This window comes from Paenibacillus hemerocallicola, from assembly GCF_006265175.1.
GTDB lineage: Bacteria > Bacillota > Bacilli > Paenibacillales > NBRC-103111 > Paenibacillus_AB > Paenibacillus_AB hemerocallicola.
On record NZ_VDCQ01000049.1, the window covers coordinates 49,457 to 67,097 of the forward strand.

General features: G+C 55.7%; 11 protein-coding genes. All 11 read right to left on the reverse strand.

What is annotated here, in order from left to right:
• Positions 1-52: 52 nt before the first annotated feature.
• The 11 genes from gyrA to FE784_RS27720 all read right to left on the reverse strand — a co-directional run bounded on the left by gyrA (position 53) and on the right by FE784_RS27720 (position 16,576).
• A complete protein-coding gene (gene gyrA / locus FE784_RS27675; RefSeq protein WP_139605489.1) occupies positions 53-2,497 on the reverse strand; it encodes a DNA gyrase subunit A in 2,445 nt (814 codons plus the stop codon).
• A 169-nt stretch (positions 2,498-2,666) separates the two neighbouring features.
• Positions 2,667-4,748 carry a DNA topoisomerase IV subunit B gene (parE, locus tag FE784_RS27680; RefSeq protein WP_281287169.1) on the reverse strand — a complete coding sequence of 694 codons (2,082 nt, stop codon included), beginning with the start codon at positions 4,746-4,748 and terminating at the stop codon, positions 2,667-2,669.
• A gap of 114 nt (positions 4,749-4,862) precedes the next feature.
• Entirely contained in the window at positions 4,863-5,861 is a 999-nt protein-coding gene (locus tag FE784_RS27685; protein WP_176706565.1) for an ABC transporter permease, read from the reverse strand.
• Positions 5,854-6,873 (reverse strand): ABC transporter ATP-binding protein, encoded by a 1,020-nt coding sequence (locus tag FE784_RS27690; protein ID WP_139605490.1) that lies wholly within the window; start codon positions 6,871-6,873, stop codon positions 5,854-5,856. The genes FE784_RS27685 and FE784_RS27690 overlap by 8 nt, the downstream gene beginning before the upstream one ends.
• The gene (locus FE784_RS27695) at positions 6,833-7,633 is read right to left on the reverse strand and encodes a GDSL-type esterase/lipase family protein (RefSeq protein ID WP_139605491.1); all 801 of its coding nucleotides are present in this window, start codon (positions 7,631-7,633) and stop codon (positions 6,833-6,835) included. The genes FE784_RS27690 and FE784_RS27695 overlap by 41 nt, the downstream gene beginning before the upstream one ends.
• A gap of 170 nt (positions 7,634-7,803) precedes the next feature.
• Positions 7,804-9,087, reverse strand: coding sequence for a glycoside hydrolase family 18 protein (locus tag FE784_RS27700; protein ID WP_139605492.1), 1,284 nt, complete (start codon positions 9,085-9,087; stop codon positions 7,804-7,806).
• Positions 9,077-9,223 (reverse strand): hypothetical protein, encoded by a 147-nt coding sequence (locus tag FE784_RS41175; protein ID WP_176706566.1) that lies wholly within the window; start codon positions 9,221-9,223, stop codon positions 9,077-9,079. The genes FE784_RS27700 and FE784_RS41175 overlap by 11 nt, the downstream gene beginning before the upstream one ends.
• A 94-nt stretch (positions 9,224-9,317) precedes the next feature.
• Positions 9,318-11,177, reverse strand: a complete 1,860-nt coding sequence (locus FE784_RS27705; protein ID WP_246132217.1) for an ABC transporter ATP-binding protein — start codon at positions 11,175-11,177, stop codon at positions 9,318-9,320.
• Positions 11,174-12,946, reverse strand: coding sequence for an ABC transporter ATP-binding protein (locus FE784_RS27710; RefSeq protein WP_139605493.1), 1,773 nt, complete (start codon positions 12,944-12,946; stop codon positions 11,174-11,176). Before FE784_RS27710 ends, FE784_RS27705 begins: the two co-directional genes overlap by 4 nt.
• Before the next feature lie 346 nt (positions 12,947-13,292).
• Positions 13,293-14,351: a hypothetical protein gene (locus tag FE784_RS27715; protein ID WP_139605494.1), complete on the reverse strand. Its 1,059-nt coding sequence runs from the start codon at positions 14,349-14,351 to the stop codon at positions 13,293-13,295.
• A 287-nt stretch (positions 14,352-14,638) separates the two neighbouring features.
• Positions 14,639-16,576, reverse strand: coding sequence for an NHL repeat-containing protein (locus FE784_RS27720; RefSeq protein ID WP_176706567.1), 1,938 nt, complete (start codon positions 16,574-16,576; stop codon positions 14,639-14,641).
• Between the last annotated feature and the right edge of the window lie 1,065 nt (positions 16,577-17,641).

Here is a 17,641-nt window from a genome sequence, read left to right on the forward strand (position 1 = left end):
GGCGCAATCCGTTCGCCATCTAAACCGACGCCAGCCCCGCGGGAGCGGAATGTTATACCGGGGACGGACGTTTGACGATGACGGCAACGGAATCCCCTTTGGCCAGGGGCACAACCGATTTGCCTGTGGACTTGCGGTCTTCGATCGAAGCTTCTTCGGTCGAGAACGTATGCTGGCCGCCGCTTTTCAGGATGGCAGTCAATCTGAGCGCATGCTTCACGAAGTACGCTTCCTGCAGGACGGACCCGTTCGGCTTGACGCGCTTGCCTTCCTTGAACTCGAACGTGATGATGCCTTTGCCGCCGCGGCCTTGCACCGGATAATCGAGCAGAAGCGAGCTTTTGGCGTATCCGAGATCGGAGACGACCCAGATCTCGCCTTCTTCTCCCTCCACCCACTCGGCGGCGACGACCTCGTCCTCGTCCCGAAGCTGAATGCCTCTGACGCCCGCTGCCGCTCTTCCCATCGGGTTGACTTCCATTTCCTTAAACCGGATGCTCATGCCGAGCTTGGTAACGAGCAATATTTCTTTCGTATTGTCGCTCAAGCGGACCCCGATCACTTCGTCCTGTTCCCCGAGCTTGATCGCTACAAGCCCGCCGGAACGGTTCGTCTGGTATTCCTTCAGCTCCGTCCGTTTGACCTGCCCCCGTTTCGTTACGAACACGAGCGACTTGCCGGGCTCGTCGAACGTTTTGATCGGAATGACGGACACGATCCGGTCTTCCTTCGCAATCGGGATGACGTTCACGATCGCCGTCCCGTTCTCTTTCCATTTGTATTCCGGAATCTGATGGACCGGGAGCAGGAAGGACAGCCCCTTCTGGGTAAACAGCAGCAGGTTGTCGATCGTATTGACCTCGAGCAAATGCCGGATAAAGTCGGTTTCCTTCACCCCGGAGCTTTCGATTTCCCCGCCGGATCGGGTAAACGACAGCATGCTTGTCCGCTTCAAATAACCGTCCTGGGACAGCGTGACGAGCACATCCTCCGGCGTAACCATCACTTCGAGGTTCACCTTCAGCTCTTCGATCTCTTCTTGTATGGCCGATCTGCGGTCGATGCCGAACCGGTCGCGTATTTCGATAATCTCCGTTTTGATCACGTTCATGAGCTTCGTTCGGCTCGACAAAATGCCGCGCAAATATTGAATCGTCTTCTGTACGTCCTTCAGCTCCTTTTCGAGCGAAGTGATTTCCAGATTGGTCAGCCGGTACAGCTGCAGCGTCAAGATCGCGTCCGCTTGGCGCTCCGTGAAGCCGAACTTGTCGATCAAGTTTTTTTGCGCGTCTTGACGATTTTTGGAGGCACGGATCGTTTCGATGACCGCGTCGAGAATGTTGAGCGCTTTGACGAGCCCTTCCAAAATCTCCTCGCGGTCCTCCGCCTTCTCCAGCTCGTATTGTGAGCGCCGCGTCACTACTTCCCGCTGATGCTCTACGTAGGCCTCCAGCATTTCCTTGATGCCGAACTGCTTCGGCGCTTTATTGATGATCGCCACCATATTGAAGCTGTAGGCGACCTGGAGGTCGGTCTTCTTGAGCAAATACGTTAAAATGCCTTGGGCGTCGGCGTCCTTCTTCAGCTCGATAACGATGCGCAAGCCGTTCCGTCCGCTCTCGTCGCGCACCTCGGCAATGCCCTCGACCTTCTTCTCGATGCGGATCGTCTCCATGGCCGTTACAAGCTTCGATTTGACGACCTGGTACGGAATTTCGGTGACGACGATTTGCTGCCGTCCGCCCTTCATGTCTTCGATCGCCGTTTTGGCGCGTATGTAAATGCGGCCTTTGCCGGTCCGGTAAGCTTCCTTGATCCCTTCCTCGCCCATGATGATGCCGCCCGTCGGGAAGTCCGGACCTTTGATAACCTGCATGAGCTGTTCCAGCGAAATATCGGCGTCGTCGATCAACGCGACGCAAGCGTCGATAACCTCCCGTAAGTTGTGGGTCGGTATTTCCGTGGCGAAGCCGGAGCTGATCCCGCTGACGCCGTTGACGAGCAGGTTCGGGTAGCGCGAAGGAAGCACGACCGGTTCCTTCGTCGTATTGTCGAAGTTATCCTTGAACAGGACCGTACGCTTGTCGATATCCCGCAGAAGCTCCATCGCGATGCTCGACAATCTCGCTTCCGTATAACGCATCGCCGCCGCCGGGTCGTCGTCCATCGAGCCCCAGTTGCCGTGTCCGTCAACGAGCGGATGCGCCATTTTCCACGGCTGAGCCATCCGCACCATACCTTCGTAGATCGAAGCGTCCCCGTGCGGATGATAGTTGCCCATGACGTCCCCGACCGTTTTCGCCGATTTGCGGTACGGCTTGTCCGGCGTATTGCCGGCTTCGTACATGGCGTACAAAATACGCCGCTGCACCGGCTTCAGACCGTCCCGGACGTCGGGAATGGCCCGGTCTTGAATAATATATTTCGAATAACGTCCGAAGCGGTCTCCTACCACTTCTTCCAGAAACGCGGGCAAATGCTGCTCGGATGTGCTCAAGCTTTCGTCACCTCAATTAATTTGTTTCCCTAAGGCCCGCTTATGGGACCGATTAGGAAACCCGCTTCCATACGGCGCTCTTAAGGTGCGGCGTCGGTCCGAAGCGGGCAGGGTGTTTGTATCGGCTTCAAGAATCGACGGCGGGAAGGCCCCGTTCGCTTCGATTCGTTTATTGCTCGTATTCCGTAAAGTCGACGTTCTCGATAATCCACCGTTTGCGCGGATCCACCTTGTCGCCCATAAGCGTCGATACGCGGCGTTCGGCTTTCGCGGCATCCTCGATCTGTACCTGAAGCAGCGTCCGCGCCTCGGGATCCATCGTCGTCTCCCACAGCTGGTCGGGATTCATCTCGCCAAGCCCTTTGTAGCGCTGCAGCTCGACCGATTTGCCCAGCTCCTTCATGATCTGGCCGAGCTGCTCGTCGGAGAACGCATATTTCATCACCGTGGACTTGCCGGCCTTCTTCGTCGCTTTATAGAGCGGCGGTTGGGCGATGTACACTCTACCGGCATCGATGAGAGGCTTCATGTACCGGTAAAAGAACGTCAGCAGCAGCACCTGAATGTGCGCCCCGTCCGTATCGGCGTCGGTCATAATAATGACTTTGCCGTAATTGATTTCCTCAAGCTCGAATTCGGAGCCTACCCCCGCGCCGATCGCGGCGATAATCGCTTTGTATTCGTCGTTTTTCAAAATATCGACGAGCTTCGCCTTCTCCGGATTCATCGGCTTGCCCTTGAGCGGCAAAATCGCCTGATGGCGGGAATCGCGCCCCTGCTTGGCCGAACCGCCCGCGGAATCGCCTTCCACGATGAACAGCTCGTTGCGCATGTGATCCTTCGACTGCGCCGGGGTCAGCTTGCCGCCCAGGTTCGAGCTCTCGCTCTTCCCCTTCTTGCCGTTGCGCACTTCCTCGCGCGCCTTGCGGGCCGCTTCCCGGGCTTTCGCCGACTGCACCGCTTTTTTGAGCAGCAATTGGGCCACCTGCGGGTTTTCTTCGAGGAAGACGGCCATCTTCTCGGAGACGACCGCGTCGACCGCGCCGCGAGCGGATGCGCTCCCGAGCTGGTCCTTCGTCTGTCCGACGAACTCGACCTCGCCCATCTTGATATTGATGACGGTCATCATGCCTTCGCGGAGATCTACGCCTTCGAGATTCTTCTCTTTCTCCTTCAACAGACCGGCTTTTCTCGCGTACTCGTTCATCGCTCTCGTGTAAGCGGTCTTATAGCCCGTCTCGTGCGTACCGCCTCCGCGGGTCGGAATCGAGTTGACGAACGAGGCGATCGTCTCGGTATACCCGTCGTTATATTGGAACGCCACTTCCACTTCGATATCGTCCTTCTCGGCGACGAAGTGAATGACATCGTGCAGCACCGTTTTGTCCTCGTTGAGAAATTGCACGAACTGCCTGGCGCCGCCCGCATATTCGAACATTTCCTCGTTGCCCGACCTTTCGTCCTTCAAGGTCACCTTAAGTCCCGAATTCAGAAAGGCGATTTCCTGCAGCCGCTCCGACAGCGTATCGTAATTGATCGTCGTGCCGCTCTGGAACACCCGCTTGTCCGGCTTGAACGTAATCTGCGACCCGGTACGATTCGTGTTGCCCAGCACCTCGAGTCCGGTGACCGGCTCCCCTACATGCTCCTTGCCGTCCTTGTCCACCCAATACTCGAACCGCTGCCGATGCGTCTTGCCGTCGCGCCAAATTTCCGCCTCTAGCCATTCCGACAGCGCGTTCGTAACCGATGCGCCGACGCCGTGCAATCCGCCGGATTTTTTGTATCCGCCGCCGCCGAACTTGCCGCCAGCATGCAAAATCGTAAAGACGACCTGAGGCGTCGGAATGCCCATCTTGTGCATGCCCGTAGGAATGCCCCGGCCGTTGTCCCGTACGGTAACCGATTGGTCTTTATGTATAATGATGTCGATTTTGGAGCAATGCTTGGCCAGATGCTCGTCGACCGCATTGTCGACGATTTCCCATATAAGGTGATGGAGACCCGAAGCGCTCGTGCTGCCGATATACATCCCCGGCCGTTTGCGTACGGCTGTCAAACCTTCCAGAACCTGAATATCGTCCGCGTCGTAACCGGTAGAAGGCCCGTTCGCAGCCGGCGCCTCCGCCGCCTGCCGTTCGACGGTAAGCTTGCCGTTGCCGGCTGCCGCTTTGCCGTTTCCCGATGGGCTTGCCGATTTTTTGCCGTCCGATGATGCCGGTCCCGAAAATAAGTCCAACTGTTCTGCCAATCCGCGCGCCCCCTATTCTCCGACTAAGTAGTAACAACTATTATGCATTATACTCAAAGCGGTATGCTTTTACCATGCCCCCAGCCGAAAAGCTCGAGATTCCGGCCCTATTCCTCAATTTAAAATGTCTTTTCTCGTAAAAACCAGAAACGAAACGATCAGCGAAGCGAGTCCCCACCCCGCCAGCACGGTCATGGAAAAAGCGAGATCCATGCCTTCGATCGGCGGCATCCGCCCCGACAAATAGTCGGTCAACGACAAGTTGACCATGAATAAATATTTCGCCGTCTGCCACGACGAAACCATATTCGTCAAAATGCTTCCGGCAATCAGCACCGCCAGCATGATGCCCATCCCCGCTGCCGTGCTCCGTACGAGCACCGAGACCATAAGCGACATCAGGCCGACGATAAGCGCCGAGAACCAGACGAGTCCGAGCTGCATAAGAACGTACAGCCATTGCGGAACGGGGTGCACGTAGGACAAATCGACCTCGGAGCCGACGATTTTGAAGCCGGTGAAAGAGGGAAGGTTCCAGCCGCCGTAGCCGAAGACCAGCCCGGATATGAGATAAGCGAGCGCCATCGTCGCGAATACGGTCAAGGAGATGTACAAAATGAGCGCGATATATTTGCTCGCGAGCACCTTCCATCGCTGGACCGGTCTTGTAAGCAGCAGCTTGATCGTGCCGGTCGAATGCTCGGAGGAGACGAGGTCCGAGGCAAGCACCATCACCATGAGCGGAATGAACAGCCCGATCGCGTTCGCCACGAACGTGCTCGTAAAGGTGACGCCGTTCGGCGCTTTCGGGTCGACATTTTTGTCCAAATAATATTGCAGCACCTTGACCTGCACGCGCATATATTTTTTCCACTCTTCGGGAACGCGGCTGCTGGCCAGGCGGTTCGTATAGTCGTTGATCTGCTGCTGGGTTACGAGTCTCCAGTCCTGGGAGCCGAATTGCTTCTTGTTGTTTTGCGCCACCTTCATTTGCGCATAGGTGAACATCGGTATAAGCGCGGCCAGAATAAGCAGGATGACGAGAAACCGCCGTTTTTTCCATAATTTGATCGTTTCGTTTTGCACCAGCGGGTAGAGGCCGATATTATTCAATTTTCTCCCCCTCCGTCACGCGCAGGAACAGCTCTTCCAACGTCGGATTGACGATTTGGATGCCGTATACCCGGATTCCTGCCGCGACCAGCCTTTCATTCCATTCCGGAATAAGCTCCTGATCCATCTGCACGGCCACGGAGCGGCCGCCCGATTCGTTCTCCATTCCCGGCTCCGAGCCGGCTTCGACCGTTTTCAGCAGCTGCACTTCCTCCGACTGCGACAGCAGCTCGCGAGCCCGTTCATAAGGCTCCACGCTCCATTTGACCGTACTGCCGGACTGACGCAGCAGCTCGTCCACCGCGCCTACGGCGATGACGCTTCCGTGGCTGATGATCGCCACCCGGTCGCACAGCTGTTGAATCTCGCTCAGCAAATGGCTCGAAACGAACAAGCTCAGCCCTTCGGACGCCAGCTTGCGGATAAAATCGCGCATTTCTTTAATGCCCTGTGGATCGAGCCCATTCGTCGGCTCATCGAGAATGAGCAGGCTCGGATTGCCGAGCAGCGCTTGGGCGATACCGAGCCGCTGGCGCATGCCGAGCGAGTAGGTGCGGACTTTATCGAAAATACGCTGATCCAGACCGACGATCCCGGTTACTTCGCGGATCCGTTCGACGGTTACGCCGGGAATCATGCGGGCGAAATGCTCGAGGTTTTCCCATCCGGTCAAATACGAGTACAGCTCGGGATTTTCGACGATACAGCCGACATGGCGGAGCGCTTCGGTCGGTTTCTTCGTAATGTCGTGGCCGCCGAGCGTAATCGAGCCTTCCGTCGGCTTGATCAAGCCGACGAGCATGCGGATCGTAGTCGTCTTGCCGGAGCCGTTCGGACCGAGGAAGCCGAATATTTCACCGCGCCGCACGTCGAACGATACGCCTTTGATAATGAGCTTGTCTTTGATTTTCTTCTTCAGCCGGTTAACGGACAATACGACGGACGGATCACTGGACACGCTGTACCCTCCCTTATTCGAGCGCCTGCACGACGCGGTCGGCGATCCGGACATACCCTTCCTGGTTCGGATGGAAGTGATCGCTGTACATATATTTGTCGAAGTTGAATTGGAATAAATCGAACGTAGGCACGTAGACCATATTGCCGAACCGGCCCGCAATCTTGAACGCCTGATCGTTCCATTCCTGTACATGAACGGAAGCCGGCCTCATGTCCGGAATGTCGTAGAACGGGTTGTAAACGCCGACGTAGACGATCTTCGCCTTCGGATTCAGCTCGGCAAGCTTCGTCATAATTTGCTCCAGCCGCTTCAACGGCTCCGGCATTCTCTCTCTTACCTTGCCGGGATCCAGCTCGTCCGACTGGGAATTCAGCACGTTCTGGCCGATCGCGAACAAATCGTTGCCGCCCATCGTGAACAGCACGACGTCCGCTTTCTCGATCCCGTACGGAATCCCTTTCGCATTTTGCAAAGCCGTCAGCAGCTGCTCCGTGCGGTATCCGTTAACCGCATAATTGCCGATGACGTTAACCTGTTTCTGCGTTACTGCGGCCAGCTTTTCCCGGACGTTCTGCACATAGCCTTTGCCGGTTACGTCTCCCGTCCCGACCGTAAGCGAATCGCCGAGCGCCACGATATCGATCGTCGTCTTCGTCTCCCGTGCCGGCTCCGGCTCCTCCGACTGCATATAATCGGCCGGCTTCGGATTGATGACGTCATTGACGGCGTAGACGAGCCCGCCCACCATCAGAAGCGTCGTCAACAGCGCGGCGGCGCCTACCGTCCTCCATAGCGTTCGCGTCGATTTCACAAGCTGACCCCTCCCCAACCTGCAAGCATGAATGGCAACTAATTCTAGAGTAAAGGTTCCGTCCGTAATTTGCAAATCCGTCAACTTTGGCTCTGCCGCTCGCTTTTCCAGAGTCGGGAAGCAGGAAAACAAAAAGCCCTTCCGGCAAAATCCGGAAAGGCCGCAATCGTTCATTTGTATTTTTTGATATTGAAATTCGCCTCGAGCAATACCCAGTTTTGCGGGAAGCTTTGGCCGAGCACCCAGTAGCTGATGCCGCGAAGTCCGTACTCTTTGATCAAATCGAACTTCGCCTGCATGCTTCGGGCGTCCTCGAACCAGACGATGTGCTCCTTCCCGTCGTTGTCGTAGTAACTGAAATGCGGCGCTTGGGCCGTAGAATCGAACCGGATATACGCGCCGACGTCACGGGCCAGGTCGACGGCCGCCTTCGGACTGAGCGTAGGAGCGAACTTGCCGCCTGGCGTGAACGGCAGCGTCCAGTTGTATCCGTACAAGGGCGCTCCCATCATAATTTTATTTCGGGGGATAACCGATACGGCGTAATCGAGCACCTGCCGCACCTGAGGAATCGGAGCGACCGCCATCGGGGGACCGCCGGACCATCCCCATTCGTAGGTCATAATAATAACGAAGTCGACGATTTCGCCATGCGCCTTATAGTCATGGGCTTCGTACCATCTCCCCGCCTGAGTCGCGCTTACCTTCGGAGCGAGCGCCGTCGAAGCGAGCTTGCCTTCCTCGTGAACGCGGGCGGTGATTTCCCGCAGAAAAGCGTTGTATTTCTCCCGGTCCTCCGGAAAAATGTGCTCGAAATCGACGTTCAGCGCGAAAAACCGTTTCGTTCGGAGCGTCGCGACCACATTGTCGATCAGCGCCTGCTTGGCTTCGGCATTATCGAAGATGGCCCGGGCCTTTTCCGAAGAAAAGGTGCCGCCTTCGAAATTCGTGATGACCATCATCGGAACCGAATTCGTATTCGCGATCGCCGCGAGAGCCGCTTCGTCCTTCGGAGGAGTCAACGACCCGTTCTGCTCGACGATATATTGAAAAATACTGAAATATGTAAGGAATTCCGCCGTTTCATTGACGATCGTCCGATCCTTCTCCTCGCTGCTCGGCTGCAAATAGCCATTCGCTTCGATCGTCCGCTTGGCGCCTTGCCGCGGAATCTGAAGCCTCTGTCCGACGTATAGCTGCGACGGATTCGTCAAATTATTGGCCCGAATAATCTCCTCCACGGGCACGCCGTAACGCCGCGAGATCGTCCATAGCGACTCGCCGGCCACGACCCTGTGCACCGTATCGCTCGTCGGGATGACGAGCGCTTGCCCGACCGCCAGCCGCGTAGGCTCGTCGATTTCATTGATGCGGACTATGTCGTCGACCGGCACTCCGTACCGTTTCGCTATCGCCCACAACGAGTCGCCGGGATTCACCACTTCAATTTGCATCGTTCTCCTCCTCCTGCTGCGCTTGCCGATTCGGTACGGCCGCAAACTTCGCCTCTACTTCCAAGCCTATTCGATCGAAGACATCTACTTGCAAGTCCTGCGAAAAAATAAGCTCGGCATTGCCGTTCCTGGACATGCAAAAAAGCCCTTAGGACGCCTGTAGAGTGCGTCATAAGAGCTCTTGAATTTATTTCCACCGTTTCCGGCTTGTCACAGGCTATCCCGATCCTTTAGCCCGCTTCGCTCAAAAACTTGTATTGGGCTTCGACCAGGCCGAAGTAGATGCCGCCTTGCTTCATCAGTTCCTCGTGCGTGCCTTCCTCCATAATGTTTCCGTGATCCAGCACGACGATTTTGTCGGCATTGCGGATCGTAGACAATCGGTGGGCGATCATGAACGAGGTTCGTCCGATCAGCAGCGTTTTGAGCGCCTCCTGGATTTTCAGCTCGGTTTCCGTATCGATGCTCGCCGTCGCTTCATCCAGAATAAGGACTCGCGGATTGGCGAGCAGCGCGCGGGCGAACGACAGGAGCTGTCTTTGTCCCATCGACAGCATATTGCCCCGCTCCTCCACCTGAGTATCGTACCCGAACGGAAGTTGGCTGATGAAATCGTGGGCGTGCACCGCTTTCGCGGCCGCTTCGATCTCTTCGTCTGTCGCGTCGAGACGCCCGAACCGGATGTTGTCGCGAACCGATCCGGAGAAAATGAACGTGTCCTGGAGCACGATCCCGACTTGCGAGCGCAAGCTTTGCAGCGTTACGTCGCGAATATCATGCCCGTCTATGAGAACGCGCCCTTCGACCGGATCGTAAAACCGGCATAGCAGGTTGATGATCGTGCTTTTGCCCGAGCCGGTATGACCTACGAGGGCGATCGATTCGCCGGCCTTCGCTTCGAGGCTGATTCCTTTCAGCGCCGGACGGCCCTTCTCGTACTCGAATACGATATTGTCGAAACGGACATTGCCTTCAATGAGCGGCAGCGTCTCCGGCTTCTCCTTCTCGCCTACGGTCGGCTTTTCGTCGAGAAACTCGAATATCCGTTCGGACGAAGCCATCGCCACCAGCATTTGGTTGTACATTTGCCCGAGCCGGTTGATCGGCTCCCAGAAGTTGCCGATATAGTTGGCGAATGCAACGAGCATCCCGATCTTAAGCTCCTGGCTTTCGATCAAATGCGCTCCATACCAGAACAATATACAAGTTCCGATGGCGGCGGTCAGCTCGATAATCGGGCCGAACGACTGATTGAGCGCGGACGCCTTGTCCCACGATTTTTTGTTGACCGAGTTCATGTCGTCGAAATATTTGATGTTTTCCTTCTCCTGCGTGAACGCTTGCGTGACGCGAATGCCTTGAATGCTTTCGGCCAAGTGGGAATTGATCCGCGACTGCTTCATGCGAACGTCCTGCCATGCCCACCGGATCCGTTTCCGCAAAGAACCGGACACGATGAACATCAGCGGTACCGTTACGATAATGGCAAGCCCTAGCTTGAAGTTGAGCGAGAGCAAAATAATGACGATCCCGAGCAGCTGCACGCAGTCGATCATCAAGTTGACGACACCGTTGGTGAACAAATCCTGCAGCGAATTGACGTCGTTCGTAATGCGCACGAGCACCGAGCCGGCAGGCCGCTTGTCGAAAAAGCGGAACGACAAATTCTGGATGTGACTGAACAAAGCGTACCGCAAATCATAAAGCACTTTTTGACCGATGACGTTGATGTAGCGGATACGGTAATTGTTGACCAGCCATTGCAAGATATACAGACCCAGCATCGTAGACGCGTAGATCACGAGCAGATTGCCGTCTTTATTAAAAATCGCGATGTCGATCGCCAAGCTGATCAAGTAAGGAATGGCCAGCTTCGATAACGTGCCGAGAATCATCGTGACCAGTATGATCGGCAGCAGTTGGCGTCGGTAAGGCTTCAAATAAGCCCCCATCCGCTTCAATTGCCCCCAGTCGAACGACTTCTCCATTTTGTCGTCGTCCTGATAGACGAAGCGCTCCTGCGTCTTGGCATTCCCGCCCTCTTGCTTGTTCTGTCGATCGTCTTCGGAATGTTCCTTGGACCGGCTCAATTGGCCACCCTCCGTTCTTCCTTCTGTTCGGCAAAATCCGGATGATCCGAATATTGGATTTTATACGTTTCGAAATAATGGCCGGCCTGACGAAGCAGCTGCTCGTGCGTTCCGCGCTGAATGATGCGACCGCCGTCCAGAACGACAATTTCGTCGGCATGCTTCAAGGACGATATGCGGTGGGCGATAATAAACGTCGTGCGGCCTTTCATCAATTCCTGGAAGCCGGCTTGGATTTCGTGCTCCGTCTCCATATCGACCGCGCTCGTGGCGTCGTCCAAAATCAATATTTTCGGGTCCTTGATAAGTGCCCGGGCAATGGCGATCCGCTGCTTCTGTCCGCCAGAAAGGCCCATTCCGCGTTCGCCGACGATCGTGTCGTACCCGAGCGGCAGCTCCATAATGAAGTCGTGCGCCTTGGCCAGCTTGGCGGCCCGAACGATTTCTTCGTCCGATACGTCCTTTCGGCCGTACGATATATTGTTGCGGATCGTCGAAGAGAACAGAAACGTTTCTTGGAAGACGAGCGCGACTTGCTGGCGCAAGCTTTCGACGGTAACGTCGCGAATGTCTTTGCCGTCCAGCGTGATGCGGCCTTCCTTGATGTTGTAGGCCCGCAAAATGAGCTGGATCACCGTCGATTTGCCGGAACCGGTTCCCCCGAGCAGTCCGATAACGGAGCCGGCCGGCGCCTCCAGATTGAAATCGGTGAGCGCGGGCTGCTTATCGGGATAAGCGAAGGTGACGTGGTCGAACCGGATGGAGCCCTTTACGTCTTCGTGCCGCAGCGCGACCGCCGTATCTTTGTCTTTTACATGTACGTATTGGTTCAAGATTTCTAAAACCCGTTCGCCTGAAGCTTTGGATTGCGTATAGTTGTTAATATGGAAGCCGATATCTCTCATCGGTGCGATAATGTACCAAATAAAGCTGAAAAATGCGACCAGCTCGCCAAGCGTCATCGAGCCGTTAATAACGAACATTCCGCCTGTCGTAAGCAAAATGGCCACGCATACCGACGACAGCAGCTCGAGCATCGGGAAAAATTTGGCCCAAGTGTGGGACAAGCTGATGTTGCTTTCTTTGAATTCTCCGTTGCGGACCGCGAACTTTTCCACTTCGTACGGCTCGCGCGCAAACGATTTGACGGTACGTACGCCGTTGATGTTCTCCTGTACCGCTGTCGTCAAATTGCTGTTCGCTTGACGGATCGAACGGAATTCCGGATGGATCCTTCTCTCGAGTCTCAAGGCGGTGAACACCAGAAACGGCATCGTGACGAACGTGACCAGCGTAAGCTTCCAATCCATCGTGAACATCATGATCGACCCGAATATGAACATGAGGAACACGTTCAGCAGTTGGGCAAAGCCGAAGCCGATAAACTGCCGGATCCCTTCAAGGTCCGCGGTCAGGCGGGACATGAGATCCCCCGTTTTGGCGCGGTCGTAATACTGAAACGACAAAACTTGCAGCTTCTCGTATAGGGCGTTGCGCAAGCTGAAGGCGACCCGATTGCCGAGCCGGCCTCCCGTAAAACCGTGGATATAAGCGAATGAGGCTTTGACGGCTACGACTCCTACGACAAGCAGCGCTAGATAGGGCACCCATTCGAACTGTTCCTTCTTGATGACGTCGTCGATGAGGAACCGGAGCAAGTGAGGGTACACGAGCCCCAAAGCGGTGGAACACATCAAACAGACAATCGAGATGAACAGCAAGTGCCGGTCTTTCCAGTAATATTGCTTTAATTGCTTTAAAACGTTCATTTTCGCCCTCCTAGCCGGCTGCTTTCGAATTTCTTAATGAATCTTATCACCATCCCCAAGTTCGAGCAATCGAGCGAAACGGGAGAAACGTTCAATATCCCCCTAATACCCACAAAATAAGACGAAAACGGGAAGGAATCCATAAGATTCTCCCGATTCATCACATTACGCTTGCATGGATACGCTTTCACGAAACTTGTGAAAAATAGGTGACAACTCTCCCCAGAACCGCATAAAACGGCCATTTTTCACTCCCGGAAAATGGAAATCGGCAGCGCGAAAAAGCAAAAAAACCGGACTTTTCGGTCCGGTTAGGCGTAGGGAAAGCGTACGGACCCATAGCCCGTCAAATCATCTCGTATTCGTAACGGTCAATCTTCCAGCCGGCCGCTTCATAACGCAAATAACAAGTCAATTTCGCATCCTGGGTGCCGGATACGATCCATGTTACCGTAAACACATATTCTCCGTCAGGGCCGGCCGTCAGCAGCGGATCGCGCACCTCCTTGATCACGACGGGCGGAATGAGCCCGGAGGAGCCGCCTCCGATCAAATAACCGCCTTCAACCTCCGGCACATGGGTGTGAAGCAGCTGATCCGTCCGGGCCTCGGTAAACGCGCCCCGAAGCCACTGGCCGACTTGCCCGCGCTGCGAAGCGCTGATTCTTTTACCGTTGTAGGCAAGCCCGTAAAAGGTCTTGTTTACGCTCTCGAGCCAGTCGTATACGGCGCCGGGCTTGGCGGTCGCTCTCTTCGGATCAAGCTTCAGCGCCGGGAACGTCTTCATCTCTTTATCGAAATCCGGGTTGTTTTGTTCCGGCCTGAAGGGCGGTATCACATGCAGCGTCTTCACTTCCGCGAACGCCGCCTTATCCGGAATGCCTTCCAGCGTATCGGCATAAACCGCCGTATAATCCGTTATCACAATGGAGCCGGTTCCCGTGGAGCCTGCTGCGCCGAATATGTCCTTGTCCGTTTCTTTGGCAAAATGCAGCGCGAAGCGATTGGGCACTTCATGGAACGTTCTCGCCTTCGGCAAGCTCGCGGCCGATTTCTCGTCGACCGTGAACACCACGTCTCCGGGATTGTAAGCTTCCGTTTCCACGTCCAGCACTTCGAACCGACCGCTTACTTCCCTATCGCCCAGGAACCGTACGGTAACGGAATTCACTCCGTGCGTCCCTGCCGTTACGGATTCGGCCGACATGCCGGCTATCGTATCTCCGGCACGAATCGCAGCCGGATCGAACAACTGCTCGCTTCCGATCGGTTGCGGCAAGGAAGCCGGTACGCTAGCTGCGGCGAAAGCTTCGGGATTGCGCTCGTAGTAGCCGAGCAAGCCGAATAGCAATACGGCGGCTAATGTCAGTACGGTTATGATCCGGGTCGTCCATTCTCGAATCAAAAGCTCCTCACCTCCATGTACCATTAGACGGTAAAATTCGGCAATTGTTGCGGTCAAGGCGATAAAAATCGACTTCCGCGCAGGCGCCGGCTCGAATCAACCCTAATCAATTAGTAACGTCAATGGACAAGATTGAAACACATGGTTCTGCCATCGAGCTTAAGCTAAGTATTGGCAAAAAGCGGTTTCGTAATGCTCGCAACCCATAAGGATCGGGTATACGAAAAAAAGACGTTCCCTGCCGGGGCAGAAAACGTCCGTTGCATCCCAATACGTTCTAGTCGCGACTATGTACGGGCAATGCTGGCGGCGGACAAACGGTATACCGCCTCCCCGATCGCGAAAACCAAATCTCCGGCAGGCGTAGCGGCAGCCGCTCCCACATGCCCCCTCAGACCGATCTCCCGGGAAACGTCCGTGCTCCGCGAATCGATGAGCAGCAGCTTGCGGCCGCAAAAAGCGGCCAACGTGCGGCCGTCGACCCGCACCATCCAGCCGCAATCGGTCCCCGTCGCGACGCTCCCGGTGAATCGCAGCAGCGTAGGGTCGAATATGCGAATGTGCGCGCCGGCGCGGACGAATACTTTCGAATCGAAGGCGGCGATCGCATTGCCCGTCCGCTGGCCCGCCTCGAAGCGGTGCTCGAATACGAGCCCGGTCCCCGGCTCCCATACGCCGAATTGGCAAACAACGTCCTTGTAAGGAAGACCGCTCGCTCCGCCGTTTGTCGTGAAGTAGACGTAACGTTCATCGGCTGCCACCCCTGAAACCTGCTGCTCGTTGGGAATAGGGGCTGTCCAGCATTCGACCTGAAGCGTCTGCGGGTCGATTCTGGACAAAGCTCCGCCATACGTCCCGTATTTGGCCGACCAACCGGTCCATATGCCTCCGTCGGGCCCCAGGACGCTGCGACCTTCCGGTCGTACGTACTCCGGCGACACCGACTTCAGCGTCTTCGGATTCGCATTGTTCAACTGATCCCAAGGCTTGGCCGGATCGTATACGATATGGTCTCCGCCGACGTAGGACGACATGAAAAGCTTGCCGTCGAGAAATACCATGCCGTAAACTTCACCTCCGGCATCGCATACCGAGGAGGAGTTCCATTCAGAGCCATCCTCGGGGTCGTAGCGAAAAATCGTCTGCCCGAAGCCGCAAGAGCCCCATATGCGCCCCTCCTCATCGGAAGCCAGCGTATGGATTTGCGTCGCAGGCGCCTCCACGGGAATTCGGTTCAACTCCGGCGTCTCATCCAGGCTATCGACGAAATACAGATCTTGTCCCCGCACGCCGGCAAAGCGCCCGCCGGCGAGCTCGATGGCCCGATGACGTTTGCCACTGGAGAGCGTGGTTTCCTGCGCGGTCAGCTTGTCCTTGAGCCCGTCGTCCGGAAGCCGCTCGAACGTGCGTGGGTCATAAAACTCGTATTGCCCGTCCTTGGCCGTACATATAAAAGTATCCGTCACCTCCCTGACGACGAAGCCCGGGGTGCCGAAATCGCGAAACGTACCGCTTTCGATGTGAAACGCCTTCAGGAACGGCTCGTCATAACCGCCGGCGAGCAGAATATAGCCCGGCAGGCTGCCATCGACCGGCCGGCTGTACTGGTTTTTCGGATTGTCGGACGCTCTCCCCATATTATCGAGCGTATGGGTTACCGGATCGTAGCGCAGCAGCGAACAGCCCGGCCAAGTCCCCCCGTATACGTTGCCGTCCGAACCAAGAGTCATTTTCCAAAAATATTTCTCCCCCGGGTCGCTGAGCGGCTCGGCCCATGAGCGGGTCTTCAAGTCCAGACAGTGCAGATAAGCATGCTGCGGGCACGTGCCGACAACGAGCTTCTCGTTGTTCCAATTGACCAGCCCCCATGCCCCCGCATCGCCCGGAATCGGGACGGACTCGCCTGCTCCGGTGATCGTATCGACAAAGATCAGATTGCCCGTTTGTCCCGCGGCGAAGTTGGATAGCACCAGCTTTTCCCGTCCGTCCAGCGGATCGGTCATAACGGCCGTCGCCAAAATATTGAAATTGCGGCAAGGGCGTCCTAGCAGCTCATAAATGCTTTGCTCCTGCTGCTCTTGCTGCTCTTGCTGCTCTTGCTGCTCTTGCTGCTCTTGCTCCTCTTGCTCCTCTTGCTCCTCTTGCTCCTCTTGCTCCTCCTGCTCCTCTTGCTCCTCTTGCTCCTCCTGAATGCTCTTCCGTTCCCTTTTCTGCCCCGATTCCATCCATTCCCCTCCCATTACGACCAGTATTGTACCTGTATTTCAGTATAGCGTGGCATTTGTTTCCGTCAATACCTGGAATAGAAAGAAGATTGCGAAAAAACCTGCGACAGCATCGTCCGCATATAACCTGGAGTCCTCTGATGAGGCGTGTACAATAAATAAAGGAACTGGAATCCGTTATTTTCACGAATTTCGTAATACGCTTGAAGATAACGGAACCGGCTTCCGTTACCACGATCATTCAGGGTTAAAATTGGAGTAAACTGCGGAATAGCGGAACGGTTTTCCCTTATTTTGCAACAAACAGGGGGAATCTGGGCAATAGCATACGCCAGTTCCGTTATTTGATGGATTTGCAGGTACGCAAGCGCCGTCAAAGCAGCTGGTTCGTAAATTCGAGCCAGTGGCCGGCAACGCTATCGGATCGTATACGGATTTCTCGGAAGGGAACGCCGTGTCGCGGCGGTGTGGGTGTGCAATTGTACCCGAATCAGCCATGGGGCGAAGTCGCGCAATTGTGACAGAGGCAGCCCGTGTCTCAGCGGAGTGCTATTTTACCAAGAGATGCTATGTGGCTGCGACGCGTTATTGTACCGGAGGTAACCCGTTTGGCGGCGCGTTCAATTGTACCGGAGACAGCCAAGGGGCGGCGGCGTGCAATTGTGCCGGAGGCAGCTGCGCAGCAAAGGCGTGCAAAAATACCGGGGATAGCAGTCAGGCAAACGCCGGACCGAGCGAGGTCAACGAACAGCGGGAACAGATCGGCGGTGAGGATCCTCCGGGGACCCACCTGCAAAAGTGCATCTTGTTTGGCCGCAATTTGACCTGTTCATTCTATTACCTGCAAATGTGCAGGTAGATCGCGCCAGAGCTCGCTAAAAACGGCTAATTGAGGGAAATTACCTGCACTTTTACAGGCAGATCGTCGGATGGGCCGTTTTGGACCATATCTGCATGCACTTTTGCAGGTGAGTTGGAAGGGGCCACCGGATCCGTGACTCTCCATCCACCGCCAGGATGTCCGTTCCCGTCGTTCCCGCTGTCGGACACTTCCGCAGCCGGCTT